Origin of the sequence: Shimwellia blattae DSM 4481 = NBRC 105725, from assembly GCF_000262305.1 — a bacterium.
In the GTDB taxonomy this organism is placed as follows: Bacteria; Pseudomonadota; Gammaproteobacteria; order Enterobacterales; family Enterobacteriaceae; genus Shimwellia; species Shimwellia blattae.
The window spans coordinates 2,491,361-2,516,802 of record NC_017910.1 but is presented as its reverse complement, the minus strand read 5'-3'; the positions used below and the strand labels follow the sequence as shown (position 1 = coordinate 2,516,802).

The window sequence follows — 25,442 nt, the reverse complement described above, 5'->3', positions numbered from 1 at the left end:
AAACCCCGCCTGTGGCGGGGTTTGGTCTGGTGAAAAAGGCTTACAGATCCTTGCGTTCGATGGTCTGCTCATCCCAGAACAGGGTGTCTTTATCGGTCTTGCTAAAGGCGAGGGGTAAGACTTCGTCGTTTCCGTCTTCCCAGACTTGCTCAGCCTTTTTCTCATCGTAGTTGCAAAGCTCAAAAATGGCCTCAGCAATTTCCAGTGAGGTATTACGCAAGCTGGCCCACTCCGCAACGTGGTGGGCTTTGTTCTGCTGATCTGCCATTGACTTCTCCTCAGATAATTACGCTTTTAATTTCACTGCTAAACCTGCCACATATTCCCCCTGATAGCGGGCAATGGCAAGTTCTTCCGGGCTTGGCTGGCGTGAACCGTCGCCACCGGCAATGGTGGTGGCGCCATAGGGCGTACCGCCGCGGACCTGCGAAATATCAAACAACTCCTGAGCCGCATAGCCGATCGGCACAATCACCATGCCGTGGTGGGCCAGCGTGGTCCAGGTGGAGGTGATCGTTTGTTCCTGGCCGCCGCCGGTTCCCGTGGAGCTGAACACGCTGGCCAGTTTGCCGTACAGGCTGCCTGCCGCCCATAATCCGCCGGTCTGGTCGAGGAAGGTCCGCATCTGGCCAGACATGTTGCCGAAGCGGGTTGGGGTGCCGAAGATAATGGCATCATAGTCCACCAGCTCCTGTGGCGTTGCCACCGGTGCGGTCTGGGCTTTCCCGCCCGCTTTGGCGAAAATTTCCGCGTTCATGGTCTCGGGCACTCGCTTAACGACAACCTCAACACCGTCAACTTTACTGGCGCCCTCGGCAACCGCCCGGGCCATGGTCTCGATATGTCCGTACATGGAGTAGTAAAGTACCAGCACTTTTGCAGCCATTGTTATTCTCCTTAATTAACCAGTCAGCAAGCCTGAAAGATACCCTGGTAAGGGTAGTACATCTCCGCCAGGCTGTGCGAAAAGTCGGGCCAGGTGGCGAATAAAAAGCCAGTCTGGCGGCGATTGCGCACGATTTGCCTTTCCGGCGGCTGTAGCATCAGGTCACATTTTTCTGGCCGCAGGCTTCGGTAATGATAAGAACGCGTTAATGTCACCGGCCGGGATTACCCGGGGGCGGGCGCGGTGTGGATGTGTCAGAATGTAACCTTAGCCGCGTCCGGGCCAGACGTTACGCTACCCTTATACTAAGCGGCAGCGAGTATATGGCCGCCTGAGTAGCCTGATAACCCACAGGCTTAATGATTTACCGGCCCGGAGGTATAGCATGGCAAACCATCGCGGAGGCTCAGGAAACTTTGCCGAAGATCGTGAACGCGCATCAGAAGCCGGCCGCAAAGGCGGGAAGATGAGCGGCGGTAATTTCAAAAATGATCCGCAGCGTGCTTCAGAAGCGGGGCGTAAAGGCGGCAAAAATAGCCACGGCGGCGCCCGCAATAAGTAAGGCGCACGGCCTTTTACGCCACAGGCACACCGCCGGGTGACTCCGGCGGTTTTTATTTCTGCATCACCTTGAATATCCGGCATTGTCATCGCACACTGATAAGCTCCTGTTCTCAGACACTGGTTATTTCATTCGTGATTCGCGCGCGTATCTCCCTTTCTCCCCAGGAAGCCATCCTGATGCTTATCACGATGTTCTGGGGCGCAACCTTTCTTGCTGTTCAGTATGCGGTGACCATGAGCGGGCCGCTGTTTTTTGTCGGCCTGCGTTTTGCCACCGCCGCTGTCGCGGTGGCTATCGTCTCTTTCCGCTGCCTGCGCGGTATAACCTGGCTTGAAATTAAAGCCGGTGTGGTGGTCGGTATTGCCATTGCCTGCGGCTATAGCCTGCAAACCTGGGGACTGACGAGTATCTCCAGCAGCAAATCGGCATTTATTTCCGCCATGTATGTGCCGCTGGTTCCGCTGCTACAGTGGATCTGCCTTGGGCGGATGCCGGGGCTGATGTCATGGATTGGTGTGGCGCTGGCGTTTTGCGGCCTGGTGTTACTGGCCGGGCCGGAGGGGGGCCTGGGGGTAGGCCTGGGAGAAGCCATTACCCTGGCCAGCGCCGTGGCTATCGCGGCGGAAATTATTCTGATTGGCGCCTGGGCGGGGAAGGTGGATATTCGCCGGGTCACCGTGGTGCAGCTGGCCACCGCCTCTGTGCTGGCTTTTGCCGCCACGATACCGGCCGGGGAGACCATTCCCGGTGAACTGCCCCCCGGGCTGATAGCGGTAGCCGCCGGGCTTGGGATCTTCAGCGCGATTATCCAGGTCACCATGAACTGGGCCCAGCGCAGCGTCTCCCCGACCCGGGCGACGGTTATCTATACCGGGGAGCCGGTATGGGCGGGTATTTTTGGCCGCTTTGCCGGGGAGCAGCTACCGGTGCTGGCAATAGGCGGCGCGGCGCTGATTATTCTGGGGGTGATGGTCAGTGAACTTAAACTCAAAAAACGCCAGCCGCTACCGGTGGTGGCCCCTGAGCCCTGATTTGCCCCGGCACCTGTAAAAAGGCCCCGCAGTGCGGGGCCTTTTTCTGTTGGCTTAGCCGATGGTCATCAGGCTGGCGTTACCGCCCGCCGCGGCCGTGTTCACGCTCAGCGAGCGCTCCACATACAGCCGCTCCAGCAACAGGTTGGTTTCCCCCCGGGCAAATCCCTGTACCGACACAATCGCCCCTTCTCTGGCGGCAACCTGCTGGCAGATACTGCGCAGCTGATCTGAATCCCCGTGGAAAATCAGCCCGTCAAATGGCTGAGTAAACAACCCCGCCTGGTCGGCATAGCTTATCTGGCTGATAACCCCGGCGGGCAGCTGTTTGGCCAGTGCCCGGTACTCGGGCAGGGCAGGCCACAGCACCTGACACCCCGCCGCCAGGGCGGTAGCCAGCTGGGTCAGCCGGTCGTCGTCGTTATCGGCAATGCACAGCACCCGCTCCCTTGGCAGCAGCAAATAGGTGTTGCGCTCGCCGGTGGGCCCGGTGAGCAGGCGCTGTTTGCCGCTTTCACTGAGCGTCATCAGCGTCTGGCACAGGGTGTTAAGCAGCGGGCGGCTGGCTGACCACTCCAGCAGGGCCTGAATATGCTGCTGCATACCGCTGTGCAGGGAGCTGTCCACCACCTGGTTTTTGTCCAGCCGGGCAAAGGTGCGCTGGAGCGCATCCTGCGGGCGGCTGGCGAGCAACCGGTAAAGATACAGCGGGCCACCGGCTTTGGGCCCGGTGCCGGATAACCCTTCGCCGCCAAACGGCTGCACCCCGACCACCGCACCGACCATATTGCGGTTCACATACATATTCCCCACCCGGGCCTGGCTGGTGACCTGGGCGATGGTTTCATCAATACGGGTATGGATCCCCAAGGTCAGGCCATAACCGGCGGCGTTAATCTGGCTGATCACCGCCTCCAGCTGGTGGCGCGGGTAGCGCACCACATGCAGCACCGGGCCAAAGACCTCCCGCCGGAGCTCATCAATACTGTCCAGCTCAATCAGGGTTGGCGGAATAAAGGTGCCGCTTTGCCATTCGCAGGTATCTTCGCTATTTTCCCGGGCGGCCTGGAAAATGGTGTGCCCCTGGCTGCGCATCTCCTGGATATGACGCTCAATACTGGCTTTTGCTTCGCGGTCAATGACCGGGCCGATATCGGTGCTCAGGCGCTCCGGGTTACCCATCCGGCATTCGGCCATGGCGCCGCGCAGCATTTTCAGCGTGTGATCGGCAACATCTTCCTGAATGCAGAGAATGCGCAGCGCCGAGCAGCGCTGGCCTGCGCTGTCAAATGCCGAGGCAAGCACATCGACCACCACCTGCTCGGTAAGGGCGGAGGAGTCCACGATCATGGCGTTCATTCCGCCGGTTTCGGCAATCAGCGGGATCGGGCGGCCCTGGGGATCCAGGCGCTCTGCCAGCTGGCGCTGGAGAATACCGGCCACCTCGGTTGAGCCGGTGAACATCACGCCGCGGATGCGGTTGTCCGCCACCAGCCGGGCGCCCACCACTTCGCCACGGCCGGGCAGCAGTTGCAGCACACCCGGCGGTACACCCGCTTCCAGCAGCAGGGCGACACCCCGGGCGGCAATCAGCGGGGTCTGTTCGGCGGGTTTTGCCAGAACACTGTTACCCGCCGCCAGGGCGGCGGCAATCTGGCCGGTAAAAATAGCCAGCGGGAAGTTCCACGGGCTGATGCAGACCACCGGGCCCAGCGGGCGGTGGGTGTCGTTATCCAGATCAAAGCGGGCCTGGGCGGCGTAGTAGCGCAGGAAGTCTACCGCCTCGCGAACTTCGGCAATGGCGTTACTGAAGGTTTTACCGGACTCGCGCACCAGAAGGCCCGTCAGCCCCTGGAGATCGCTCTCCATCAGCTGGGCGGCGCGCTCCAGAATATCTGCACGCCCGGCAGGGGGGGTGGCAAACCAGATAGTTGCCTGGTGGGTGGCGCTCTCCAGGGCGGCGGCGATCTCCGCAGCGGTGGCCTCCCGGGCATAACCGACAACATCACCAGGCTCTGCCGGGTTGATGACCGGCGACATTTCGCCTTCGGCAACGGGCTCTGCCAGTACCGGCGTGGCGTGAAACTTCCGGGCGGCGCTGGTCAGCAGGGCAGAAGAGAGGGAGGCCAGGCGCTGCTCATTCGCCAGATCCAGCCCGGCGGCGTTGACTCGGCTCTCACCGTACAGATCGCGCGGCAGCGGGATCTTCGGGTGCGGTATACCCACCGCGCCCTCTTTTTGCGCCAGGGTTTCAACCGCTTTTACCGGATCGGTGACCAGCTCATCCAGCGAGAGGGTGGTGTCGGCAATCCGGTTCACAAATGATGTGTTGGCGCCGTTTTCCAGCAGGCGGCGCACCAGATAAGCCAGCAGGGTTTCGTGGGTGCCTACCGGGGCGTAAATACGGCACGGGCGGTTCAGTTTGCCGTCGGCCACTTTACCCACCACCTGCTCATAGAGCGGCTCCCCCATGCCGTGCAGGCACTGGAACTCGTACTGGCCCGGGTAGTAGTTCTGCCCGGCCAGGTGATAAATCGCCGCCAGGGTGTGGGCGTTATGGGTGGCGAACTGCGGGTAGATAAGGCTGGGCACGGCCAGTAATTTCCGGGCGCAGGCCAGGTAGGAGATATCGGTATACACCTTGCGGGTGTAGACCGGGTAACCTTCCAGGCCATCGACCTGGGCGCGTTTGATTTCGCTGTCCCAGTAAGCGCCTTTTACCAGGCGGATCATCAGGCGGCGGTTGCTGCGACTGGCAAGATCGACCAGGTAGTCAATCACGAACGGGCAGCGCTTCTGGTAAGCCTGGATAACAAAGCCAATGCCGTTCCAGCCGCTCAGTTCCGGCTCAAAGCAGAGCTTTTCCATCAGATCCAGCGACAATTCAAGCCGGTCAGCCTCTTCGGCATCAATATTAATGCCCACATCGTACTGGCGGGCCAGCAGGGTCAGGGATTTTAACCGTGGGTACAGCTCATGCATGACGCGCTCATACTGGGCGCGGCTGTAGCGGGGGTGCAGGGCCGAGAGTTTGATAGAGATCCCCGGGCCTTCATAGATCCCCCGGCCATTAGACGCCTTACCAATGGCGTGGATAGCCTGCTGGTAAGAGACCATATAGGCGTCGGCGTCGGCGGCGGTCAGTGCGGCTTCCCCCAGCATATCGTAAGAGTAGCGAAAGCCTTTATCTTCCAGCTTACGGGCATTGGCCAGCGCTTCGGCAATGGTTTCACCGGTCACGAACTGCTCGCCCATCAGGCGCATAGCCATATCCACCCCTTTGCGCACCAGGGGCTCACCGCTTTTGCTGATGATCCGGTTCAGTGAGCGCGACAGGCTGGCTTCGTTATGGGTGGCGACCAGGCGGCCGGTAAACAGCAGCCCCCAGGTGGCGGCGTTGACAAACAGGGAAGGGCTGCGGCCAATATGCGACTGCCAGTTGCCGCCGCTGATCTTGTCGCGGATTAACGCATCGCGGGTGGCTTTATCCGGAATGCGCAGCAGCGCTTCTGCCAGGCACATCAGCGCCACCCCCTCCTGTGAAGAGAGCGAAAACTCCTGCAGCAGGTTTTGCACCATGCCCGCGCGGCCACCGGCGTTTTTCTGGTTACGCAGTTTATCTGCCAGCTGCCAGGCCAGCTTATGGGCCTGCTCTGCCATGGCTTCTGGCAGGCGCGCCCGCTCCAGAATCATGGGTACTGCGTCGGTTTCCGGGCGGCGCCAGGCGGCGGTAATGGCCGCCCGGGTGACAGACTGGGGCAGGATCTGCTCGGCAAAATTGAGAAACGGCGTGCGGGGCTCTTCCTGGGGGACGGGTGTCTCTTCGGGTTCATTTGCGGCCCCGGCCAGCAGGGCGGGCAGCTCCGGTAAGGCGCCGCTGGTTTCCAGGCGCTCCAGGTAATTAAAGATGGCCTGCTTGATAAGCCAGTGAGGTGTCCGGTCAATTTTTGCTGCTGCGTGCTTAATGCGATCGCGGGTGGCCTCATCCAGCTTAACCCCCATGGTGGTGGTCCCCATGTTTTCCGCTCCTGATATGTTATTGGAATCGTTTAAATGCTGATGAGTAATATCATGCATGTTGCAACTTTGTGCAACTTTGTTAAATGTGATGAAATTAACATCCTGAACAATAATCTGGTTGTTAATAAGAAAAGCGTATGATGCGAAAAGAAATAAAATGGATTAATTCGGTTTATATGCTCCACTTAACGTTTTTTTATGGTACAACCTAAAAAATTGTGAGCGAGTGCAACCTCCGAAAATTTAGCGTTTCCCCGGGTAACAGCGTATGTAAATATTATGTTAACTTATTTGTAAATAATTTCCGGGCGCGGCAGGATAACCGCTCCGCATATCACAACAGGGTTTTGCGTCACTTTCTGGCGCCGCGGGATTTTAAAAACAGCAAACAGCAGCACAACATTATTCGGAGAATCTGCATGACCGTAAGCACACCTCTGTTGGTGACTTTTTTTGTCTATATCTTTGGCATGATCCTGATTGGGTTTATTGCCTGGCGTTCGACAAAAAACTTCGATGACTATATTCTCGGTGGCCGCAGCCTTGGCCCCTTTGTTACTGCCTTATCGGCTGGCGCCTCTGATATGAGCGGCTGGCTGTTAATGGGATTGCCCGGCGCCATTTATCTTTCCGGTATTTCCGAAAGCTGGATTGCCATCGGCCTGGTGCTCGGAGCGTGGATCAACTGGAAACTGGTCGCCGGGCGTTTACGTGTCCATACCGAGGCCAATAATAACGCGCTGACCCTGCCGGACTATTTTACCCACCGCTTTGAAGATGGTGCCCGTATTCTGCGGATCATCTCTGCGCTGGTGATTTTGCTGTTCTTCACCATTTATTGTGCCTCCGGTATTGTGGCCGGTGCGCGGCTGTTTGAAAGTACATTTGGTATCGACTACGGCACGGCCCTGTGGTTAGGGGCGGCGGCAACAATTATTTATACCTTTATTGGCGGCTTCCTGGCCGTGAGCTGGACAGATACCGTCCAGGCCAGTCTGATGATTTTCGCCCTGATCCTGACCCCGGTGATTGTTATCCTGGCGGTAGGCGGGTTTGGCGATTCGCTGGCGGTTATTCAGCAAAAGAGCATTGAAAACGTGGATATGCTCAAAGGGCTGAACCTGGTGGCGATTATCTCGCTGATGGGCTGGGGGCTGGGCTATTTCGGCCAGCCCCATATTCTGGCGCGCTTTATGGCGGCAGATTCACACCACACCATTGTTCAGGCGCGCCGTATCTCCATGACCTGGATGATCCTCTGCCTGGCGGGCGCGGTGGCTGTTGGCTTCTTCGGGATTGCCTACTTCGCCAATAACCCGGCACAGGCCGGGGCGGTTAACCAGAACGGCGAGCGGGTATTTATTGAACTGACCCAGATCCTGTTTAACCCGTGGATAGCCGGGGTGCTGCTGTCGGCTATTCTGGCGGCGGTGATGTCCACCTTAAGCTGCCAGCTGCTGGTGTGCTCCAGTGCGATTACCGAAGATCTGTATAAAGCCTTCCTGCGTAAAAATGCCAGCCAGAACGAGCTGGTCTGGGTAGGGCGCCTGATGGTGCTGGTGGTCGCTCTGGTCTCTATTGCCCTGGCGTCTAACCCGGAAAACCGCGTGCTGGGTCTGGTCAGCTATGCCTGGGCGGGCTTTGGTGCGGCTTTTGGCCCGGTGATTTTATTCTCGGTCCTGTGGCCACGCATGAACCGCAACGGGGCCCTGGCCGGTATGATTATCGGTGCTGTGACGGTGGTGGTCTGGAAGCAGTATGCCTGGCTGGATCTGTATGAAATCATCCCCGGGTTTATTTTTGCCAGCATCGGGATTGTGGTGGTCAGCCTGCTGAGCCGCGCACCTTCCGCCAGTATTCAGCGTCGCTTTGCTGAAGCCGATGCCCACTACAACGGCACCGCCGTGAAACAACCTGCCACGGCCGAGTAACCTTACTCCCCGCTGACATCAGACGGACGCACCTACGGGCTGCGTCCGTTTTTTTTACATTAAATATCATTTATTTTTACATTCCCCTCTTGTATTCCTGCTACGCATAATGATAATCGCTATCACTTTCATTTACGCTTTTTTGCGTTTGTTGAGTTTTCTTTTCATTAAAAGGGTATGCGCGATGTTTGTGCCGTTTCTGATTATGTTGCGTGAAGGGCTTGAAGCCGCGCTGATTGTCAGCCTGATTGCCAGTTATCTGCAGCGTACCCGGCCCGGGCGCTATCTGGGGGTCATGTGGGTTGGGGTTATCCTCGCGGTGCTACTGTGCCTGGGGCTGGGGATCTTTATTAACCGGACTACCGGCGAATTCCCCCAGAAGCAGCAGGAGCTGTTTGAAGGGATCGTCGCGGTGGTGGCGGTGGTGATTCTGACCTGGATGGTGTTCTGGATGCGCAAAGTGTCGCGCAATGTAAAAGTGCAGCTGGAGCAGGCTGTCGACAGTGCCCTGCAGCGCCACGGGGGCCACGCCTGGGCGCTGGTGCTGATGGTGTTCTTCGCGGTGGCCCGGGAAGGGCTGGAGTCGGTGTTCTTCCTGCTGGCGGCGTTTGAGCAGGATGTGGGTATCTGGCCGCCCCTGGGGGCGCTGCTGGGCCTGGGCACGGCGATAGTGCTGGGCTTTCTGATTTACCTTGGCGGCGTGCGCCTGAACCTGGCGGTCTTTTTCCGCTGGACCAGTCTGTTTATTTTGCTGGTGGCCGCAGGCCTGGCGGCGGGCGCCATTCGCGCCTTCCACGAGGCCGGTCTGTGGAATGGCCTCCAGGGTGTGGCTTTTGATCTCAGCAATCATCTCTCTACGCATACCTTATTCGGGACGCTGCTGGAGGGGATCTTCGGTTACCAGGAGTCCCCGTCGGTCAGTGAAGTTGTGGTGTGGCTGGCATACCTGCTGCCGGCGCTGTGGTGCTTTTTCTCGCCGTCGCGGCTGGCTGCTCAGGCCGCCGGTAGCGGGCGTTAATATTTTTTATTAAGGGAAGGTCATGATGAAGGTCTATTCACCGAAACTTTTATCGGTTGTGCTGGCTTCAGCTCTGGGATGCAGCGGTTTTGCGGCCAGTGCTCAGGATATTCCTGAGGTGAAAGTCACGGTTACCGATAAACAGTGTGAGCCCATGTCGCTGACGGTAAATGCCGGAAAGACGCGCTTTATTATCCGCAACCACAGCCAGAAAGCCCTGGAGTGGGAGATCCTCAAAGGGGTTATGGTGGTGGAAGAGCGGGAAAATATTGCCCCGGGATTCTCCCAGAAACTGACGGCGAACCTCGCCCCCGGTGAATACGATATGACCTGCGGCCTGCTCAGCAACCCGAAAGGCAAGCTGATTGTTAACGGGGCCGGGGGGAAAGCGGCCAGTGCCGGTGTGCTGCCCCTGGCTGAGCCCATCGCCCGCTATAAAGACTATGTGACCGCCGAAGTGGCGGCCCTGGTTGCCGGGACCAGTGCCTTTACCGCCGCGGTGAAAGCCGGGGATATCGCCAGGGCGAAAGCGCTGTATGCGCCAACGCGCCAGCACTATGAGCGCATCGAGCCGATAGCGGAGCTGTTCTCCGATCTGGACAGCAGTATTGATGCCCGTGAAGACGATTACGAGCAAAAAGCGGCCGATCCGAAATTTACCGGCTTCCACCGGCTGGAAAAAGCCCTGTTCGGCGATAACAGCGTTCAGGGGATGGACACCTATGCGGATCAGCTGAATAAAGACGTTCAGGATCTGCAACAGCGCATTGCGGCGCTGGCGTTCCCGCCGGGTAAAGTGGCCGGCGGTGCGGCAGGGCTTATCGAAGAGGTGGCCGCCAGTAAGATAAGCGGTGAGGAAGAGCGCTACAGCCGTACGGATCTGTGGGACTTCCAGGCCAATATCGACGGCGCCCAGAAAATTGTCAGCCTGCTGCGCCCGCAGCTGGAAAAAGACAACGCGCCGCTGCTGGCGAAGGTCGACACCAACTTTAAAACGGTGGATACCATTCTGGCGAAGTACCGGACCCCGGAGGGCTTTGCCACCTATGACAAGCTGACTGAGGCAGATCGCCGGGCCCTGAAAGGGCCGGTGACGGCGCTGGCCGAAGATCTCTCGCTGCTGCGTGGTGTACTGGGCCTGGACTAACCCGATGACGGAGAAACAAAAAAACACGCCAGCACAGCCGGCACGCCGCCAGCTGTTAAAGGGGCTCGGGATCCTCACCACCGCGCTGGCCGCCGGGTGCCCGGTGGCCCATGGTGCCACCCCGCGTACAGGCGGCGATCCGCTGCGGCGCGATCGCCGCCAGCCGTTTTATGGCCCCCATCAGGCAGGCATTCTGACCCCCCAGCAGGCCTCCGTGCTGCTGGTCTCTTTTGATGTCCTGGCGGCGGATAAAGCCGGGCTTATCCGGCTGATGCGCCTGCTAACCCGGCGTATCGCCTTCTTAACCCACGGCGGGCCTGCGCCCGCCACCCCGGACCCGCGTATGCCGCCGGTGGATTCCGGCATCCTCGGGGGGGAGATCCACCCCGATAATCTGACCATTACGGTCTCCGCCGGGATGACGCTGTTTGACGAGCGCTACGGGCTGGCACCACTGCGCCCGAAAAAGCTGATAACCATGACCCGCTTTCCCAATGACGCCCTGGATGCCAGCCAGTGTCACGGGGATCTGTTGCTCCAGATCTGTGCCAATACGCCGGATACGGTGCTGCATGCGCTGCGCGATATTATCAAGCACACGCCGGATTTGCTCAGTGTGCGCTGGAAGCGGGACGGTTTTATTTCCGGCCATGCCGCGCGCAGTGAAGGGCGCGAAACACCGGTTAACCTGTTCGGGTTTAAAGACGGTACGGCGAACCCGGACAGCAAAAATAAACCGCTGATGGAACAAGTTATCTGGGTCACCCCGGATCAGCAGGAGCCCGGCTGGATGACCGGCGGCAGCTACCAGGCCGTGCGCATAATCCAGTTCCACGTGGAGTCCTGGGATCGCACGCCCCTTAAGGAGCAGCAAACTATCTTCGGGCGCGATAAGCTCAGCGGCGCACCGCTGGGAATGCACCATGAACATGATGTGCCGGACTACAGCCGCGACCCGCAGGGGGAGACCATCGCCCTGGATGCCCATATCCGCCTGGCGAACCCCCGCACAGCGCAGACGGCCTCCAGCCTGATGATGCGCCGCGGGTACAGCTATTCCGCCGGGGTTTCTGCCTCCGGGCAACTGGATATGGGCCTGCTGTTTGTCTGCTACCAGCACGATCTGGAAAAAGGGTTTCTGGCGGTGCAGCAGCGCCTGAATGGCGAGGCGCTGGAAGAGTACGTGCGCCCCACAGGCGGCGGCTACTTTTTTGCCTTCCCCGGTGTTCCTGACGCGCAGCACTACCTCGGCCAGGGGCTGCTGGAAGCCTGATCTGCCGTGCCGGATACCCCCCGGAGTTGTGAGGGGGGGTCCGGCTGATATTTTTCTGTCATATTTCGCTGCCATACTCGGGTTATCACGCCGGGGTTTAGTTAAAAATAAGTAAAAATATTGTTGATCTTTTGGTTGTATCTAGTGTAATTAAACCAACAGCGGTAGTTCCCGGTTGTGAAAAACCTTTCACTATGGAGATCGCGAATGCGGGTAAGTTGTACCGGATATCAGCACAAAACCCTGACCACAGAGCGCGGAGTTAATGACCCCGCCCGTTCCCTTCCTGACTTTTCATTTCTCTGTTTCACAGTAATCAACCGGCTTATATGTGCAACTGTGGCTGTCCGGCCGCATTGTGCGTTATTTCACCCTCAGACACTTATGGCTTACAAGGAAGCCAAACCTCATTCGTTAGTAAGCATAATCGCGCCGTAAAACGGTGCGGGGAATGAAACCAACAGTAAGGTGTCGTCCATGGGAAGACAAAAAGCAGTGATCAAAGCGCGTCGTGAGGCAAAACGTGTACTGCGCCGGGATTCGCGCAGTTATAAACAACGTGAACAGGAATCGGTCACCTCGCTTGTTGAAATGAGCGGAGTGGAATCCATTGGTATGGCCCGGGAGTCGCGGGATACCCGGCCGGTTCAGGCTCGAAACGCTGCGCAACAATCTTACCTTGATGCCATTGAAACAAAGCACCTGATATTCGCCACCAGCGAGGCCGGATGCGGAAAAACGTTTATTAGTGCCGCCAAAGCGGCGGAGGCGTTAATTCATAAAGAGGTGGAGCGGATTATTGTGACCCGCCCGGTACTCCAGGCGGATGAGGACTTAGGGTTTTTACCCGGCGATATTTCTGAAAAATTCGCCCCCTATTTCAGGCCGGTCTACGACGTGTTATTACGCCGCCTTGGATCTTCATTTATGCAATATTGTCTGCGCCCGGAAATAGGCAAAGTGGAAATAGCGCCATTTGCCTATATGCGCGGGCGTACTTTTGAAAATGCCTTTGTGATTCTGGATGAAGCGCAAAATGTTACGGCGGCGCAAATGAAAATGTTTTTAACCCGGCTGGGGGAGAATGTCACGGTTATCGTGAACGGGGATATTTCCCAGTGCGATTTACCGGCGGGGGTGACATCCGGGCTCAGCGATGCGTTGTCCCGCTTTCACGATGACGAGATGATAAGCGTTGTGCGGTTTAATAAGGATGACTGCGTGCGCTCGGTACTGTGCCAGAAAACGCTGCATGCGTATGGGTGAGGGTAGGGGGTAAATAAGACCGGTGGCGGGGCAGGGCCGGTATGCGGTGAGGAAGGGATTGACTCACCGGGCGCTGCCCGGCTCGCCCTGCGGGCGATGCGCGGGGCGCATCGTCCAGCCGCCGGTGGCGGCTGTCGAACCCTGGTCAAGGGTTCTCACCCTTCCTCGTGGAGAATATGCAAAAAAAAGCTCATCCGTAAGGACGAGCTCTTCTTAAAATATGGCGGTGAGGAAGGGATTGACTCACCGGGCGTTGCCCGGCTCGCCCTGCGGGCGATGCGCTGGGCGCATCGTCCAGCCGCCGGTGGCGGCTGTCGAACCCTGGTCAAGGGTTCTCACCCTTCCTCGTGGAGAATATGCAAAAAAAAAGCGCATCCGTAAGGACGAGCTCTTCTTAAAATATGGCGGTGAGGAAGGGATTGACTCACCGGGCGTTGCCCGGCTCGCCCTGCGGGCGATGCGCTGGGCGCATCGTCCAGCCGCCGGTGGCGGCTGTCGAACCCTGGTCAAGGGTTCTCACCCTTCCTCGTGGAGAATATGCAAAAAAAAAGCTCATCCGTAAGGACGAGCTCTTCTTAAAATATGGCGGTGAGGAAGGGATTCGAACCCTTGATACGTTGCCGTATACACACTTTCCAGGCGTGCTCCTTCAGCCTCTCGGACACCTCACCATATTGTCATCCCCGCAGCACCGCTGCCGGAACGGGCGCTACTATAGGGGGATGGGCTATCCCGGTCAAGATTATTTTTGTGATTCAGCGCTATTCGGTTAAGTGATGAACGTTTCGTACTGTTTTTGAGGGAATAGAGGGGGGCGTTAGCGGGGGCTGGTAAGGACAAGCTCTTCTTAAAATATGGCGGTGAGGAAGGGATTGACTCACCGGGCGTTGCCCGGCTCGCCCTGCGGGCGATGCGCGGGGCGCATCGTCCAGCCGCCGGTGGCGGCTGTCGAACCCTGTTCAAGGGTTCTCACCCTTCCTCGCGGAGAATATGTAAAAAAAAAAGCCCGTCCGCAAGGACGAGCTCTTCTTAAAATATGGCGGTGAGGAAGGGATTCGAACCCTTGATACGTTGCCGTATACACACTTTCCAGGCGTGCTCCTTCAGCCTCTCGGACACCTCACCATATTGTCATCCCCGCAGCACCGCTGCCGGAACGGGCGCTAATTTAGGGAAAACCACCTGCGGCGTCAACGCCTTTTTTTACCCGACTGTACCGATTAGCCAAACTTCAGACAATCTGCCGGTTTTAACATCGATAAATGTCACTTTTTAGTCCATACCCGGATGTGGCAGAATAGCCACTGGCCAAAATCCATAAAAAAATCAGGAGGCTGTATGGACGTTATTTTCTATCACCCCACCTTTGATTCATCCTGGTGGGTACAAAACCTGCAAAACAATATACCCGGCGCCCGGGTGCGTGTCTGGCAACCAGGCGACAACCAACATGCGGATTACGCCCTGGTCTGGCACCCGCCGCTGGAAATGCTGCGCGGGCGCACCGGGCTTAAAGCGGTATTTGCGCTTGGGGCCGGGGTCGACAGCATTCTCAGCCAGCTTAAAGCACACCCGGATATGCTCCCCCAGGGGATACCGCTTTATCGCCTGGAAGATACCGGAATGGGGCTGCAAATGCAGGAATACGCCGTAAGCCAGGTGCTGCACTGGTTCCGGCGTTTTGATGACTACCAGCGCCAGCAGGCGCAGGAACAGTGGCAACCGCTGGCCGAATACCGCCACAGTGAATTTACCATCGGTATTCTCGGGGCAGGGGTGCTGGGGGCGAAAGTGGCCGCCAGCATGGTGCAGTGGGGCTTCCCGGTGCGCTGCTGGAGCCGCAGCCGCAAAGACTACCCCGGCGTGACCAGCTTTGCCGGGCAGGATGAGCTGCCCGCCTTCCTGGAGGGCACCCGGGTGCTGATAAACCTGCTGCCAAATACCCCCCAGACCGCCGGGATCATTAATGCGGATTTACTGCGCCAGCTGCGGCCCGAATCTTTTGTGCTCAACCTCGCCCGGGGGATCCACCTGGTGGAGGACGATCTTCTGGCCGCACTGGACAGCGGGCAGATCAAAGGCGCCATGCTTGACGTATTCAGTAAAGAGCCGTTGCCGGTCGCCAGCCCCCTGTGGCGCCACCCCCGGGTGGTGATGACCCCGCATATCGCCGCAGTCACCCGGCCACCGGAAGCGGTCGCGTTTATCGGGAAAACCATGCTCAGCATTGAAGCGGGGAGCTACCCGGGCGGGCAGGTGGATCTGGTGCGGGGGTACTGATAGCCCGGCGGGCTAAAAAAGGCGGCCAATAACTGTTATTCTGGCGACGTATCTGTAAGGAGAATGCCATGTACCCCGTAGATTTGCATATGCATACCGTCGCCAGTACCCACGCCTACAGCACCCTGCACGACTATATCGCTGTTGCCCGCCAGAAAGGCATTGCGCTGTTTGCGATAACTGACCATGGCCCGGAAATGGCGGATGCGCCCCATCCCTGGCATTTTATCAATATGCGCATCTGGCCGCGCATGGTCGATGGTGTGGGGATTTTGCGCGGTATTGAAGCGAATATTAAAAATACCGCCGGAGAGATCGACTGTGATGAACGGATGCGCGCCAGCCTGGATTTAATTATTGCCGGTTTCCATGAGCCGGTCTTTGCGCCCCGGGATGCTGAAAGCCACACCGCAGCCATGATTGCCACTATTGCCAGTGGTCAGGTGCATATCATCAGCCACCCGGGTAACCCTAAATTTCCGCTGGATATCCGGGCCGTGGCTCGGGCGGCGGCAGCGCACCACGTGGCGCTGGAAATCAACAACTCTTCTTTTACCCATTCCCGCAAAGGCAGTGAGCAGAACTGCCGCGCGGTGGCTGAAGCAGTCCGCGATGCGGGCGGCTGGCTGGCCCTTGGCTCTGACTCCCACACGGCGTTTACCCTTGGTGATTTTAGCGAATGCCGTAAAATCCTTGATGCGGTGGACTTTCCCGAAGATCGCATTCTGAATGTTACTCCCCGGCGGCTGCTGGACTTTCTTGAGTTCAGAGGCATGAAACCGGTGGCGGAATTCGCCTCTCTTTGACGTTTTTAATGGATATAACCCATGAATGATTTTTCTCTGTTGTGCCGCGTACTGGGCTCTTTATTTTACCGCCAGCCGCAGGATCCGGTGCTGGCCCCGGTGTATACGCTGATCCGTGAGGGCAAACTGGCGGCAAACTGGCCGCTGGAGCAGGATGAACTGCTGGCCCGCCTGGCACAACATGCGGCGGCGGATGAGATTAACGCCGATTATCAGGCCCTGTTCGGCGGTGAAGATCCGCGCGTATCCCCGTACCGCTCGGCCTGGGTGGAGCCCGGAGCACCGGATGTCCGCCAGTATCTGACAGAGCGCGGTATGCCATTACCGGAAGGGGCCGTTGACCATTTCGGCCAGATCCTGCTGGCGGGATCCTGGCTGGAAGATCAGCGCCTGGACGATGAAACCGAAGCGCTGACCACCTTCTTTGCCGATTTCCTGCTGCCCTGGTGTGGCACCTTTTTAGGTAAAACCGAGGCCCATGCCACAACCGCTTTCTGGCGCACCCTGGCCATTGTGACCCGGGATGCGATTCAGGCCATGTGGGATGATCTTCAGGAAGATGACGAAGCCTGCGCAACGCCCGAAGAATAATGCCTGCCGCCTCAGCAAGCCGAATAGCTGAGGCACTTCTCAAAATAGGATTTCTCACCTGTACCGCCCGGGAAAAAGCTCGCATAAATAGCGCAGAATCAGGTGACTGATACCGGGTGTCGCAGTGCGCCCGGCATCACTGAGCGTCAGAACTGGAGTACAACAATGGTTAATCACGAGGGGAATATGCTGCAACGCATGCGTGCGTGTTCCGGCGATATCACCCGCATTCCGGTTGATGTTATCGTCAATGCGGCAAACCCGTCTTTACTGGGTGGCGGTGGGGTTGACGGCGCAATTCACCGGGCGGCTGGCCCGGCATTGCTGGCCGAATGCAAACAGATCCGCCAGCAACAGGGGGAGTGTGCCCCCGGGCATGCGGTCATTACTGGTGCCGGTGATCTGCCCGCCAGGGCCGTGATCCACACCGTCGGGCCCGTCTGGCACGGTGGCAATCACCAGGAGGCGGAACTGCTGGAGGAGGCTTACCACCACAGTCTGGAGCTGGCGAGCGCGAATGGCTACCACAGCATTTCATTTCCGGCCATCAGCACCGGCGCTTACGGATACCCCGCAGACCAGGCGGCCAGAATTGCGGTGGCGACGGTTAACCGCTATATCACCCGGCGTGAGCACCCGGATCTGGTGCTGTTTGTCTGCTTTGATGAGCAGACACTGGCGCTGTATCAGCAGTTACTGGCGGATCTTGCCGACCACAAAGTGCTGTAATCGTACCGGCAGAGCCTGCTCTGCCGGGTATTTTCAGGCCGCGCTGTTTTTAGGCTGTGGCTTACCGGAAAATAAAAACCGCAGCAGCGGAATGCGCAGGTGGATTTCATACAGCACCAGCGCAATACCGATAACAAACACCAGCCCGCCGGCAAACCCCAGCAAACTGGAGTGAATATGGGGGGTTATCCACGCCCCGTACACTAAGGTGAGGGGGTGGTGCACCAGATAGATAAACAGCGACGCGTTAACAAAGTAGGTGATCCGCGCCGAGTGCCCGTTCAGAAACCGGTGGCCGAACGAAAAGACCACATTCACCATCCATAGCCCCAGAACCATCGTAATGACGCTCTCGGTTTCATAAAGCCACTGATCGCCACTGCCGTAATGCTGGTTAAGCAGATAAGCAATAAAGGCCAGCGCCGCGCCCGCCTGGCACCCGCGCGACGGCGCGATAAACTGCGCCTTGAGCTGCGCGTTTTTAAAAATCAGCGCGCCCAGCAGAAAGAAGGGTAAATAAAACAGGGTCTGCATAACTGTAAAATTAAACAATCCGTCGCTCAGCAGCGCCGGGTGCAGAATAAACAGGCCGCGACGCAGGGCGGCATATAGCAAACCCAGTACAAAAAATAGCACTGAAAGTTTTTTCATCGTCAGCGGTTGTGTATATGCTGCCTGCAGGAACAGACGGTTATTTTTTTTCAGCCGCTGAAAAAGGATAAGTGCGCAGGTGGTGAGGATCACCAGCACCAGCAGAAACCACAGATGCGAGACTAAATCCCAGACTAATGTGTTGTATTTCTGGTAAAGGCTCAGGCTGGGCCAGTTATGCCACTGACCTTTGATCTGCTGCAGGAAAATAAACTGCGGCAGGGTTAATAAAGGAATGGCTGTCAGCATCGGGATGCCGACCCGCTCAACCCGCACTTTCCACCATTTCCGGCGCGGGTAGCGTAAAAACAGCATGTATGAAAAGTAACCGGAAATAACAAAAAAGACCTGCATGCGGAATGCGTGAATAAAATCATTAAACAGCGTTAAGTACCAGGAGGCGGTTGCGCTATTCACATGCCAGCGATGTGCTGAATAGATTAAGGATATGTGAAATGGAATGCCTAACAACATCAGCCAGGCCCGAATGGAATCAAGGAAGAATTCACGCTGTGGGGGGGTCTTACTCATATCACTCCGCAGAATCTCAGACAATTCGCCTTATGCTTACTCTCGGTGGCGTTAGAATCAGGTCACAGTACACGAAAGTTGCCGGGATGTCTGCGAATAGCGCCGGTAATGGTCAGCGTACGCTCTTTTATTTGCTTAAAGCATGAGCCAGTGAGTGCCACAAGGCGGGTATCTGGTTGTGGGATTGCAGCACTACCATTAAAATGGATCGGATTGATTTAAGCACACAAAGGGGGATGTGCTGGTTAATATGAAACACAAACAACCAAAAATGATGAAAATGGGTTGGCTGAGCGCGGCAGTTGTGCTGTCTCTTTATACTACTTCAGTGTGGGCCTTCTCTATTGATGATGTCGCAAAACAAGCAAAATCACTGGCTGGCAAAGCCTATGAAGCGCCGAAGAGCAACTTGCCGTCCCTGTTCCGTGATATGAAATATGCGGATTATCAACAGATCCAGTTCAATCATGAGAAGGCATACTGGAACAAGATTAAAACCCCGTTCAAACTCGAATTTTATCACCAGGGGATGTACTTCGATACGCCGGTGGTGATCAACGAAGTCACGGCGAACAGTGTCCGGAGAATCAAATATAGCCCGGATTACTTTACCTTTGGCAACGTTAAACATGATAAAGACAGCGTAAAAGATCTTGGTTTCGCCGGGTTTAAAGTGCTGTATCCGGTGAACAGCAAAGATAAACAGGATGAAATTGCCAGCTTCCTCGGCGCCAGCTATTTCCGCATGATCGGCGCCGGGCAAACCTATGGTTTGTCGGCCCGCGGCCTGGCCATTGATACGGCTTTACCGTCCGGGGAAGAGTTCCCGCGTTTTCGTGAATTCTGGATAGAGCGCCCGAAAGCCAACGAAAAGCGCATCACCATTTTTGCCTTGCTTGACTCCCCCAGAGCCACCGGTGCCTACCGGTTTGTGGTGATACCTGGCCGGGATACGGTGGTCAATGTGCAGTCTAAAGTGTACCTGCGTGACAAGGTAGGTAAGCTCGGGGTGGCACCGCTGACCAGTATGTTCCTGTTCGGGCCGAACCAGCCTTCACCGACCACTAACTTCCGCCCGGAACTGCATGATTCTAACGGTCTGTCGATTCAGGCTGGCAATGGTGAGTGGATCTGGCGTCCGCTGAACAATCCTAAACGTCTGGCGGTAAGCAGCTATGCCACCGAAAACCCGAAAGGGTTTGGCCTGTTGCAGCGTGGTCGTCAGTTCGCGCGGTTTGAAGATCTGGACGATCGCTATGACAAGCGCCCCAGTGCCTGGGTTACCCCGGTAGGTGACTGGGGTAAAGGCCGGGTTGAGCTGGTGGAGATCCCCACCAATGACGAAACCAACGATAATATCGTGGCCTACTGGACCCCGGATCAGCTGCCGGCAGCGGGCAAGGAGATGAACTATAAGTACAACATCACCTTCAGCCGGGACGAAGAAAAACTGCACGCGGCAGACAGCGCGCAAGTTGTGCAGACCCGCCGCTCCACGGGGGATGTAAAACAGTCTAACCTGATTCGCCAGCCTGATGGCACCATCGCGTTTGTGGTGGATTTTGCTGGCCCGGCGATGAAAAAACTGGCGGAAAACACCCCGGTCACTGCGCAAACCAGTATTGGTGATAACGGTGAAATCGTTGAAAACAGTGTGCGCTATAACCCGGTCACTAAAGGCTGGCGTTTAACGCTGCGCGTGAAACTGAAAGACGATAAGAAAACCACGGACATGCGTGCGGCGCTGGTGAATGGCGATCAGACGCTGAGTGAAACCTGGAGCTACCAGCTACCTGCTAATGAATAAGTCGACTGAAACCATGCCCGATTATATTGCGTCCCTTCCGCTTTCTGCTGAGCAGAAAGCGGCGCTTCCGAAATCGGATTTACAGGCTCTCCATCAGGCGCTGGATGCGGAGCACCGCACCTTCCCGCGCGAAGATGACGCCGCCCAGGGATCGGTCGCCGCCCGCTTAGAGGCGACCTGGCCGGACTCTCTGGGAGGTCAGCAGCTGATCAAAGATAGCGAAAATCGCGATCAGCTTCAGGCCATGCCGAAAATTCACCGCTCCTCCATGATCCCTGATCCGTGGCGCACCAACCCGGTGGGCCGCTTCTGGGATCGTCTGCGTGGCCAGGATAACTCGTCAGATTATCTGAACCGCCTGAGCGATGAAGAAAAAGCCCACGAGATGAAATGGCGCACCGTGGGGACCCTTCGCCGCTATGTGCTGCTGATCCTCACCCTGGTGCAGACCGTTATCGCCACCTGGTATATGAAAACCATTTTGCCCTACCAGGGCTGGGCGCTGATTAACCCGGCAGATATGGTGGGGCAGGATCTGTGGATCTCGTTTATGCAGCTGCTGCCCTATGTGCTGCAAAGCGGCATCCTTATCCTGTTTGCCATTCTGTTTTGCTGGGTCTCTTCCGGCTTCTGGACGGCGCTGATGGGCTTCCTTCAGCTGCTTATCGGGAAGGATCGCTACAGTATTTCCGCCTCAACTGTCGGGGATGAGCCGCTGAACCCGGCGCACCGCACGGCGCTTATCATGCCCATCTGTAATGAGGACGTAAACCGCGTCTTCGCCGGGCTGCGCGCCACCTGGGAGTCGGTTAAGGCGACCGGGCAGCAACAGCATTTTGACGTCTATATCCTCAGCGACAGCTACAACCCGGATATCTGCGTGGCTGAGCAGAAAGCCTGGATGGAGCTGATTGCGGAAGTGGGCGGGGAAGGGCAGATTTTCTACCGCCGTCGTCGCCGCCGCCTGAAACGCAAAAGCGGCAATATCGACGATTTCTGCCGCCGCTGGGGCTCACAGTACAGCTATATGGTGGTACTGGATGCCGACTCCGTGATGAGCGGTGAGTGCCTGACCGGGCTGGTACGGCTGATGGAAGCCAACCCGAATGCCGGGATTATCCAGTCTGCGCCGCGCGCTTCCGGTATGGACACCCTGTATGCCCGCTGCCAGCAGTTTGCTACCCGGGTATACGGGCCGCTGTTTACTGCGGGTCTGCATTTCTGGCAGCTGGGTGAATCCCACTACTGGGGGCACAATGCGATCATCCGGGTGAAACCGTTTATCGAGCATTGCGCCCTGGCACCGCTGCCGGGTGAAGGGAATTTCGCCGGCTCTATCCTGTCTCACGACTTCGTAGAGGCCGCCTTAATGCGCCGTGCGGGGTGGGGGGTCTGGATCGCCTATGACCTGCCGGGATCTTATGAAGAGTTACCGCCGAACCTGCTGGACGAGCTGAAACGCGACCGCCGCTGGTGCCAGGGTAACCTGATGAACTTCCGCCTGTTTCTGGTGAAAGGGATGCACCCGGTACACCGTGCCGTGTTCCTGACCGGGGTGATGTCTTACCTGTCGGCACCGCTGTGGTTTATGTTCCTGGCCCTGTCTACCGCGCTGCAGGTGGTGCATGCTCTGACCGAGCCCCAGTATTTCCTGCAGCCCCGGCAGCTGTTCCCGGTCTGGCCTCAGTGGCGCCCGGAGCTGGCAATCGCGCTGTTTGCCTCCACCATGGTGCTGCTGTTCCTGCCTAAACTGCTGAGTATTATTCTTATCTGGTGCAAGGGCACCAGGGAGTATGGCGGTTTTATCCGGGTGACCATCTCTTTGCTGCTGGAGGTGCTGTTCTCCGTGCTGCTGGCGCCGGTGCGTATGCTGTTCCACACGGTGTTTGTGGTGAGCGCGTTCCTCGGCTGGGAAGTGGTCTGGAACTCACCCCAGCGTGATGACGACTCCACCCCCTGGGGTGAGGCGTTTATGCGCCACGGCTCGCAGATGTTACTGGGTCTGGTGTGGGCAGCGGGTATGGCCTGGCTGGATCTGCGCTTCCTGTTCTGGCTGGCGCCGATTGTGGTTTCGCTTATCCTGTCGCCGTTTGTGTCGGTTATCTCCAGCCGCGCAACCGTCGGGCTACGTACCCGTCGCTGGAAACTGTTCCTGATCCCGGAAGAGTACCAGCAGCCGAAGGTGCTACAGGCAACCGATACTTACCTGGCGCTTAACCGCAGCCGTGAGCTGAGTGACGGATTTATGCACGCGGTGTTTAACCCGTCGCTGAATGCCCTGGCCTGCGCAATGGCAACCGCCCGTCACCGGGCCAGCCACGTGCTGGAGATTGCCCGTGACCGGCATGTTGAACAGGCCCTTAACGAGAACCCGGACAAGCTCAACCGGGATCGGCGCCTGGTGCTGCTAAGTGACCCTGTCACAATGGCGCGCATGCATTACCGGGTCTGGTCGAACCCTGAGAAATACTCATCCTGGGTTCAGCAGTACGATCAGTGCCATCTCAATCCGCAGGCGTTTAAACCGCACGGATAAGTCGCGACTTTTGCGGCGCACTATGGCAAAAATGCCGACCTGAGGGCCGGCATTTTTTTTCGGTTTTTTGGTTAAGTAGCGCAAGCGGGGAAACGATACCGCCGGAGGTTTCAGTGAAAGCAATTATTGTTGTGCTGTTCAGTCTGGCCCTCTCCGGGTGTGGCAGTATCATCAGCCGTACAGTGCCGGGGCAGGGACACGGTAATCAGTATTACCCCGGCGTGCAGTGGGATCTGCGCGATTCGCCCTGGCGCTATGTGACGGTGATTGATCTGCCGTTCTCCCTGATCTTTGATACGCTGCTGCTGCCCATCGATGCCAGCCACGGCCCGTATGAGTGAGTTTTACCGCTCGTCCCATTCGTCGGCTGCGGTCTGGCCTTCTTCGGTATCCAGTGGCGGCTCGGTCTGAAATTCGCCGTCATCCCACTCATGCAGGGTATTTTCTTCCTGCCACTCCTGAAGCAGCTCACCGATTTCATAGTCCCCGTCGAATACGCTCTGGGCCGCCACGCCGGAGAGCATCGGGATGGCATCACCCGGATCGTCGTCATCGTCGCTCAGAAAGAGCGCCCGCCACATCTCATCGCCGTTTTGCATAATGTATTTCTGAACCGACAACTGCTCCACACTGGTGTCAGACGACCCCTGCGCGTGGCTGTCAAGGAATGCCTCCCGGGCGGCATCAATGGCTTCCTCAAGCGTAAAGCAGAATTCTTCATTCTGGTCGGACATAAGCGACCCTCCTGACTGGGTTAGCAATAGATATGATTCAATCTATAGACGGACACCACCAGAGCGTCAATATGCGACGGCAGCGGGATTGATATCAGGACGAAAAAGGGCAAAAAAAATCCCTGCCGGGGCGGGCAGGGAGCATAGATGCGAAGGATGATAAAAGGATAAAGATAATGAGTTCGTGCGGTAATACTCGCATTAACTGGAAAAAATGAGAATATTCATATTCTCATTATGTGACATTAAACGTGATGTTTCTTGAGTATTAACAATAATCACAGGAAATATTTTCTTAATTCTTGTTAATCAATAACCTGCCTAAAATGAATTTCACATCTTCATCAGAATAATTCACCGGATAATGCCAGTTAAATCATACTTATCGGCCACTGAGGGGCTATTTCCTGCGCAGGCTTATCCAGGAGTAAAAAGCGTTAAACAACACCACCGCCGCCGTCACGCAGAACACGGTGCGAAAGCCATAACTGGCCGCAACCGCCGAGCCAATCAGCGGCCCGCTTACGTTACCGATATCGCGAAATGACTGGTTATAGCTGAAAATGCGCCCGGAGATCTGGTTGGTGGAGTTGTACACCAGCAGGGTCTGAACGGCCGGAAGTAGCGCCCCGTCTGCCGCACCGAGCAGGAAACGCAGGATCCCCAGCTGTAGCGGTGTCTGTACCCAGGCCATGGGCAGCAACAGCAGCACGGACACTACCAGCGCGACAATCAGGATCTTCTCCGGCCCGATCCTGTCGCCGAGCTTACCCAGGCGCGGTGCGCTGAGCAGCGCCGCCACACCGGGAACTGAGGCAATCATCCCGCTGATAAACGCCAGATTCGCCACATTACCCGCCAGCTCGCGCACGTAGAGCGTCAGAATCGGGGCGATGGAGCCGGTGGCAACCTGAATAATCATCGTAGTGATAAACAGGCTCAGCACCAGGCGCGGATGCTTCAGGGAGCCCAGCACCTGGCGGGCGCTGAGCATCGCTTTACGGGATACCGGCTCGAAACGCTCATTAATAAAAAACAGGGTGAGCAGAAAACAGCAGAACAGCACGCTGGCGGTAATAAAAAAGACCGGTCGCAGGCCCCAGGTATCGGCCAGCAGACCACCGGCCAGCGGGCCAAGCAGCGCCCCGGCAACCCCGCCGGTGGAGAGGGTGCCCAGCGCCCAGCCGCTTTTCTGGCGCGGCACCTGGGTGGCTATCAGCGCGTTGGCATTGGGAATATACCCGCCCAGCAACCCCAGCAGGGCGCGTAATACCAGAAATTGCCAGATATTTTGTGCAAGCCCCATCAGCAGCATCACAATGGCCATACCCAGGGCAGAGCGCAGCAGCATCAGCTTGCGGCCTTTGCGGTCCGCCAGGCTGCCCCAGAACGGGGAGGCGATAGCCGAAAACAAAAAAGTGATACTGAAAACCACGCCGGACCAGATATTTAACGACTCGTGGTTATGGATCCCGAGCACTTCCACATACAGCGGTAAAAAAGGCATAACCAGACTGAATGCGGCCCCGGTCAGGAAGCAGCCACACCAGGTAATGGCCAGGTTACGTTTCCAGTTCAGCGGCGGGGTTGTTTCAGGCATAGGACTCAGTTAATCAGCAATGCTGACAGTGGGCTAAGTG

The 25,442-nt window shown here is 57.3% G+C and carries 20 protein-coding genes, 2 tRNA genes and 4 other RNA genes; 14 read left to right on the top strand and 12 right to left on the bottom strand.

Annotated features, from left to right (window positions below; all coding sequences use genetic code 11):
• Positions 1-40 precede the first annotated feature (40 nt).
• A complete protein-coding gene (locus EBL_RS11870; protein WP_002439635.1) occupies positions 41-268 on the bottom strand; it encodes a YccJ family protein in 228 nt (75 codons plus the stop codon).
• A gap of 18 nt (positions 269-286) precedes the next feature.
• Positions 287-886, bottom strand: a complete 600-nt coding sequence (gene wrbA, locus EBL_RS11865; RefSeq protein ID WP_002439637.1) for an NAD(P)H:quinone oxidoreductase — start codon at positions 884-886, stop codon at positions 287-289.
• Between the two features lie 385 nt (positions 887-1,271).
• Here wrbA and EBL_RS11860 point away from each other — a divergent pair, with 385 nt between their 5' ends.
• Both EBL_RS11860 and EBL_RS11855 read left to right on the top strand, forming a co-directional pair.
• Complete coding sequence (locus EBL_RS11860) at positions 1,272-1,448, top strand: con-10 family general stress protein (RefSeq protein ID WP_002439639.1); 177 nt, start codon at positions 1,272-1,274, stop codon at positions 1,446-1,448.
• 179 nt (positions 1,449-1,627) lie between these two features.
• Complete coding sequence (locus tag EBL_RS11855) at positions 1,628-2,482, top strand: DMT family transporter (protein WP_014716085.1); 855 nt, start codon at positions 1,628-1,630, stop codon at positions 2,480-2,482.
• Between the two features lie 54 nt (positions 2,483-2,536).
• On the opposite strand, the gene putA is transcribed toward EBL_RS11855, so the two are convergent.
• Entirely contained in the window at positions 2,537-6,499 is a 3,963-nt protein-coding gene (gene putA, locus EBL_RS11850; RefSeq protein ID WP_002439641.1) for a trifunctional transcriptional regulator/proline dehydrogenase/L-glutamate gamma-semialdehyde dehydrogenase, read from the bottom strand.
• 422 nt (positions 6,500-6,921) lie between these two features.
• On the opposite strand from putA, the gene putP reads away from it, so the two are divergent.
• The 5 genes from putP (at position 6,922) to phoH (ending at position 13,137) form a co-directional block, all read left to right on the top strand.
• Complete coding sequence (gene putP / locus EBL_RS11845; RefSeq protein ID WP_002439643.1) at positions 6,922-8,433, top strand: sodium/proline symporter PutP; 1,512 nt, start codon at positions 6,922-6,924, stop codon at positions 8,431-8,433.
• 184 nt (positions 8,434-8,617) lie between these two features.
• Positions 8,618-9,451 carry an iron uptake transporter permease EfeU gene (gene efeU / locus EBL_RS11840; RefSeq protein WP_002439644.1) on the top strand — a complete coding sequence of 278 codons (834 nt, stop codon included), beginning with the start codon at positions 8,618-8,620 and terminating at the stop codon, positions 9,449-9,451.
• 25 nt (positions 9,452-9,476) lie between these two features.
• Positions 9,477-10,598: an iron uptake system protein EfeO gene (gene efeO / locus EBL_RS11835; RefSeq protein ID WP_002439647.1), complete on the top strand. Its 1,122-nt coding sequence runs from the start codon at positions 9,477-9,479 to the stop codon at positions 10,596-10,598.
• Positions 10,599-10,602: 4 nt separating this feature from the next.
• Positions 10,603-11,871: an iron uptake transporter deferrochelatase/peroxidase subunit gene (gene efeB / locus EBL_RS11830; protein WP_002439648.1), complete on the top strand. Its 1,269-nt coding sequence runs from the start codon at positions 10,603-10,605 to the stop codon at positions 11,869-11,871.
• A gap of 477 nt (positions 11,872-12,348) precedes the next feature.
• A complete protein-coding gene (gene phoH, locus EBL_RS11825; RefSeq protein ID WP_002439649.1) occupies positions 12,349-13,137 on the top strand; it encodes a phosphate starvation-inducible protein PhoH in 789 nt (262 codons plus the stop codon).
• A gap of 41 nt (positions 13,138-13,178) precedes the next feature.
• Here the strand turns inward: phoH and EBL_RS20005 are convergent.
• The 6 genes from EBL_RS20005 to EBL_RS11815 all read right to left on the bottom strand — a co-directional run bounded on the left by EBL_RS20005 (position 13,179) and on the right by EBL_RS11815 (position 14,262).
• Positions 13,179-13,316, bottom strand: a non-coding RNA gene (locus tag EBL_RS20005) — RtT sRNA.
• Between the two features lie 42 nt (positions 13,317-13,358).
• A non-coding RNA gene (locus EBL_RS20000) (RtT sRNA) lies at positions 13,359-13,496 on the bottom strand.
• A 43-nt stretch (positions 13,497-13,539) separates the two neighbouring features.
• Positions 13,540-13,677: non-coding RNA, RtT sRNA (locus tag EBL_RS19995), on the bottom strand.
• 43 nt (positions 13,678-13,720) lie between these two features.
• Positions 13,721-13,808 (bottom strand) — tRNA-Ser (locus tag EBL_RS11820).
• Positions 13,809-13,992: 184 nt separating this feature from the next.
• Positions 13,993-14,130: non-coding RNA, RtT sRNA (locus tag EBL_RS19990), on the bottom strand.
• A 44-nt stretch (positions 14,131-14,174) separates the two neighbouring features.
• Positions 14,175-14,262: transfer RNA gene (locus EBL_RS11815), tRNA-Ser, on the bottom strand.
• A gap of 213 nt (positions 14,263-14,475) precedes the next feature.
• Here EBL_RS11815 and ghrA point away from each other — a divergent pair.
• The 4 genes from ghrA (at position 14,476) to ymdB (ending at position 17,543) form a co-directional block, all read left to right on the top strand.
• A complete protein-coding gene (ghrA, locus tag EBL_RS11810; RefSeq protein WP_002440183.1) occupies positions 14,476-15,417 on the top strand; it encodes a glyoxylate/hydroxypyruvate reductase GhrA in 942 nt (313 codons plus the stop codon).
• Positions 15,418-15,485: 68 nt separating this feature from the next.
• Entirely contained in the window at positions 15,486-16,223 is a 738-nt protein-coding gene (locus EBL_RS11805) for a phosphatase (protein ID WP_002440184.1), read from the top strand.
• 21 nt (positions 16,224-16,244) lie between these two features.
• Positions 16,245-16,814, top strand: coding sequence for a TorD/DmsD family molecular chaperone (locus EBL_RS11800; protein WP_002440185.1), 570 nt, complete (start codon positions 16,245-16,247; stop codon positions 16,812-16,814).
• Between the two features lie 186 nt (positions 16,815-17,000).
• Positions 17,001-17,543, top strand: coding sequence for an O-acetyl-ADP-ribose deacetylase (gene ymdB / locus EBL_RS11795; protein WP_002440187.1), 543 nt, complete (start codon positions 17,001-17,003; stop codon positions 17,541-17,543).
• A 33-nt stretch (positions 17,544-17,576) separates the two neighbouring features.
• Here the strand turns inward: ymdB and mdoC are convergent, their stop codons facing one another.
• Positions 17,577-18,725 carry a glucans biosynthesis protein MdoC gene (gene mdoC / locus EBL_RS11790; RefSeq protein WP_014716083.1) on the bottom strand — a complete coding sequence of 383 codons (1,149 nt, stop codon included), beginning with the start codon at positions 18,723-18,725 and terminating at the stop codon, positions 17,577-17,579.
• A gap of 271 nt (positions 18,726-18,996) precedes the next feature.
• Between mdoC and mdoG the strand changes: the two genes are divergently transcribed.
• The 3 genes from mdoG (at position 18,997) to EBL_RS11775 (ending at position 23,409) form a co-directional block, all read left to right on the top strand.
• A complete protein-coding gene (mdoG, locus tag EBL_RS11785; protein ID WP_126298299.1) occupies positions 18,997-20,532 on the top strand; it encodes a glucans biosynthesis protein MdoG in 1,536 nt (511 codons plus the stop codon).
• The gene (gene mdoH, locus EBL_RS11780) at positions 20,525-23,068 is read left to right on the top strand and encodes a glucans biosynthesis glucosyltransferase MdoH (protein ID WP_002440191.1); all 2,544 of its coding nucleotides are present in this window, start codon (positions 20,525-20,527) and stop codon (positions 23,066-23,068) included. The genes mdoG and mdoH overlap by 8 nt, the downstream gene beginning before the upstream one ends.
• A 113-nt stretch (positions 23,069-23,181) precedes the next feature.
• Positions 23,182-23,409 carry a YceK/YidQ family lipoprotein gene (locus EBL_RS11775; RefSeq protein ID WP_002440193.1) on the top strand — a complete coding sequence of 76 codons (228 nt, stop codon included), beginning with the start codon at positions 23,182-23,184 and terminating at the stop codon, positions 23,407-23,409.
• A gap of 3 nt (positions 23,410-23,412) precedes the next feature.
• Here EBL_RS11775 and EBL_RS11770 read toward each other — a convergent pair whose 3' ends face one another.
• Positions 23,413-23,802, bottom strand: coding sequence for a MysB family protein (locus tag EBL_RS11770; RefSeq protein ID WP_002440195.1), 390 nt, complete (start codon positions 23,800-23,802; stop codon positions 23,413-23,415).
• Between the two features lie 400 nt (positions 23,803-24,202).
• Positions 24,203-25,402 (bottom strand): multidrug efflux MFS transporter MdtG, encoded by a 1,200-nt coding sequence (gene mdtG, locus EBL_RS11765; protein ID WP_002440196.1) that lies wholly within the window; start codon positions 25,400-25,402, stop codon positions 24,203-24,205.
• Positions 25,403-25,442 lie beyond the last annotated feature (40 nt).

Bases quoted from the DNA above. Each gene is read 5' to 3' on its own strand.
- EBL_RS11870 (WP_002439635.1), bottom strand. From the start codon at position 268: ATGGCAGATCAGCAGAACAAAGCCCACCACGTTGCGGAGTGGGCCAGC.
- wrbA (WP_002439637.1), bottom strand. From the start codon at position 886: ATGGCTGCAAAAGTGCTGGTACTTTACTACTCCATGTACGGACATATC.
- EBL_RS11860 (WP_002439639.1), top strand. From the start codon at position 1,272: ATGGCAAACCATCGCGGAGGCTCAGGAAACTTTGCCGAAGATCGTGAA.
- EBL_RS11855 (WP_014716085.1), top strand. From the start codon at position 1,628: ATGCTTATCACGATGTTCTGGGGCGCAACCTTTCTTGCTGTTCAGTAT.
- putA (WP_002439641.1), bottom strand. From the start codon at position 6,499: ATGGGGACCACCACCATGGGGGTTAAGCTGGATGAGGCCACCCGCGAT.
- putP (WP_002439643.1), top strand. From the start codon at position 6,922: ATGACCGTAAGCACACCTCTGTTGGTGACTTTTTTTGTCTATATCTTT.
- efeU (WP_002439644.1), top strand. From the start codon at position 8,618: ATGTTTGTGCCGTTTCTGATTATGTTGCGTGAAGGGCTTGAAGCCGCG.
- efeO (WP_002439647.1), top strand. From the start codon at position 9,477: ATGAAGGTCTATTCACCGAAACTTTTATCGGTTGTGCTGGCTTCAGCT.
- efeB (WP_002439648.1), top strand. From the start codon at position 10,603: ATGACGGAGAAACAAAAAAACACGCCAGCACAGCCGGCACGCCGCCAG.
- phoH (WP_002439649.1), top strand. From the start codon at position 12,349: ATGGGAAGACAAAAAGCAGTGATCAAAGCGCGTCGTGAGGCAAAACGT.
- ghrA (WP_002440183.1), top strand. From the start codon at position 14,476: ATGGACGTTATTTTCTATCACCCCACCTTTGATTCATCCTGGTGGGTA.
- EBL_RS11805 (WP_002440184.1), top strand. From the start codon at position 15,486: ATGTACCCCGTAGATTTGCATATGCATACCGTCGCCAGTACCCACGCC.
- EBL_RS11800 (WP_002440185.1), top strand. From the start codon at position 16,245: ATGAATGATTTTTCTCTGTTGTGCCGCGTACTGGGCTCTTTATTTTAC.
- ymdB (WP_002440187.1), top strand. From the start codon at position 17,001: ATGCTGCAACGCATGCGTGCGTGTTCCGGCGATATCACCCGCATTCCG.
- mdoC (WP_014716083.1), bottom strand. From the start codon at position 18,725: ATGAGTAAGACCCCCCCACAGCGTGAATTCTTCCTTGATTCCATTCGG.
- mdoG (WP_126298299.1), top strand. From the start codon at position 18,997: ATGATGAAAATGGGTTGGCTGAGCGCGGCAGTTGTGCTGTCTCTTTAT.
- mdoH (WP_002440191.1), top strand. From the start codon at position 20,525: ATGAATAAGTCGACTGAAACCATGCCCGATTATATTGCGTCCCTTCCG.
- EBL_RS11770 (WP_002440195.1), bottom strand. From the start codon at position 23,802: ATGTCCGACCAGAATGAAGAATTCTGCTTTACGCTTGAGGAAGCCATT.
- mdtG (WP_002440196.1), bottom strand. From the start codon at position 25,402: ATGCCTGAAACAACCCCGCCGCTGAACTGGAAACGTAACCTGGCCATT.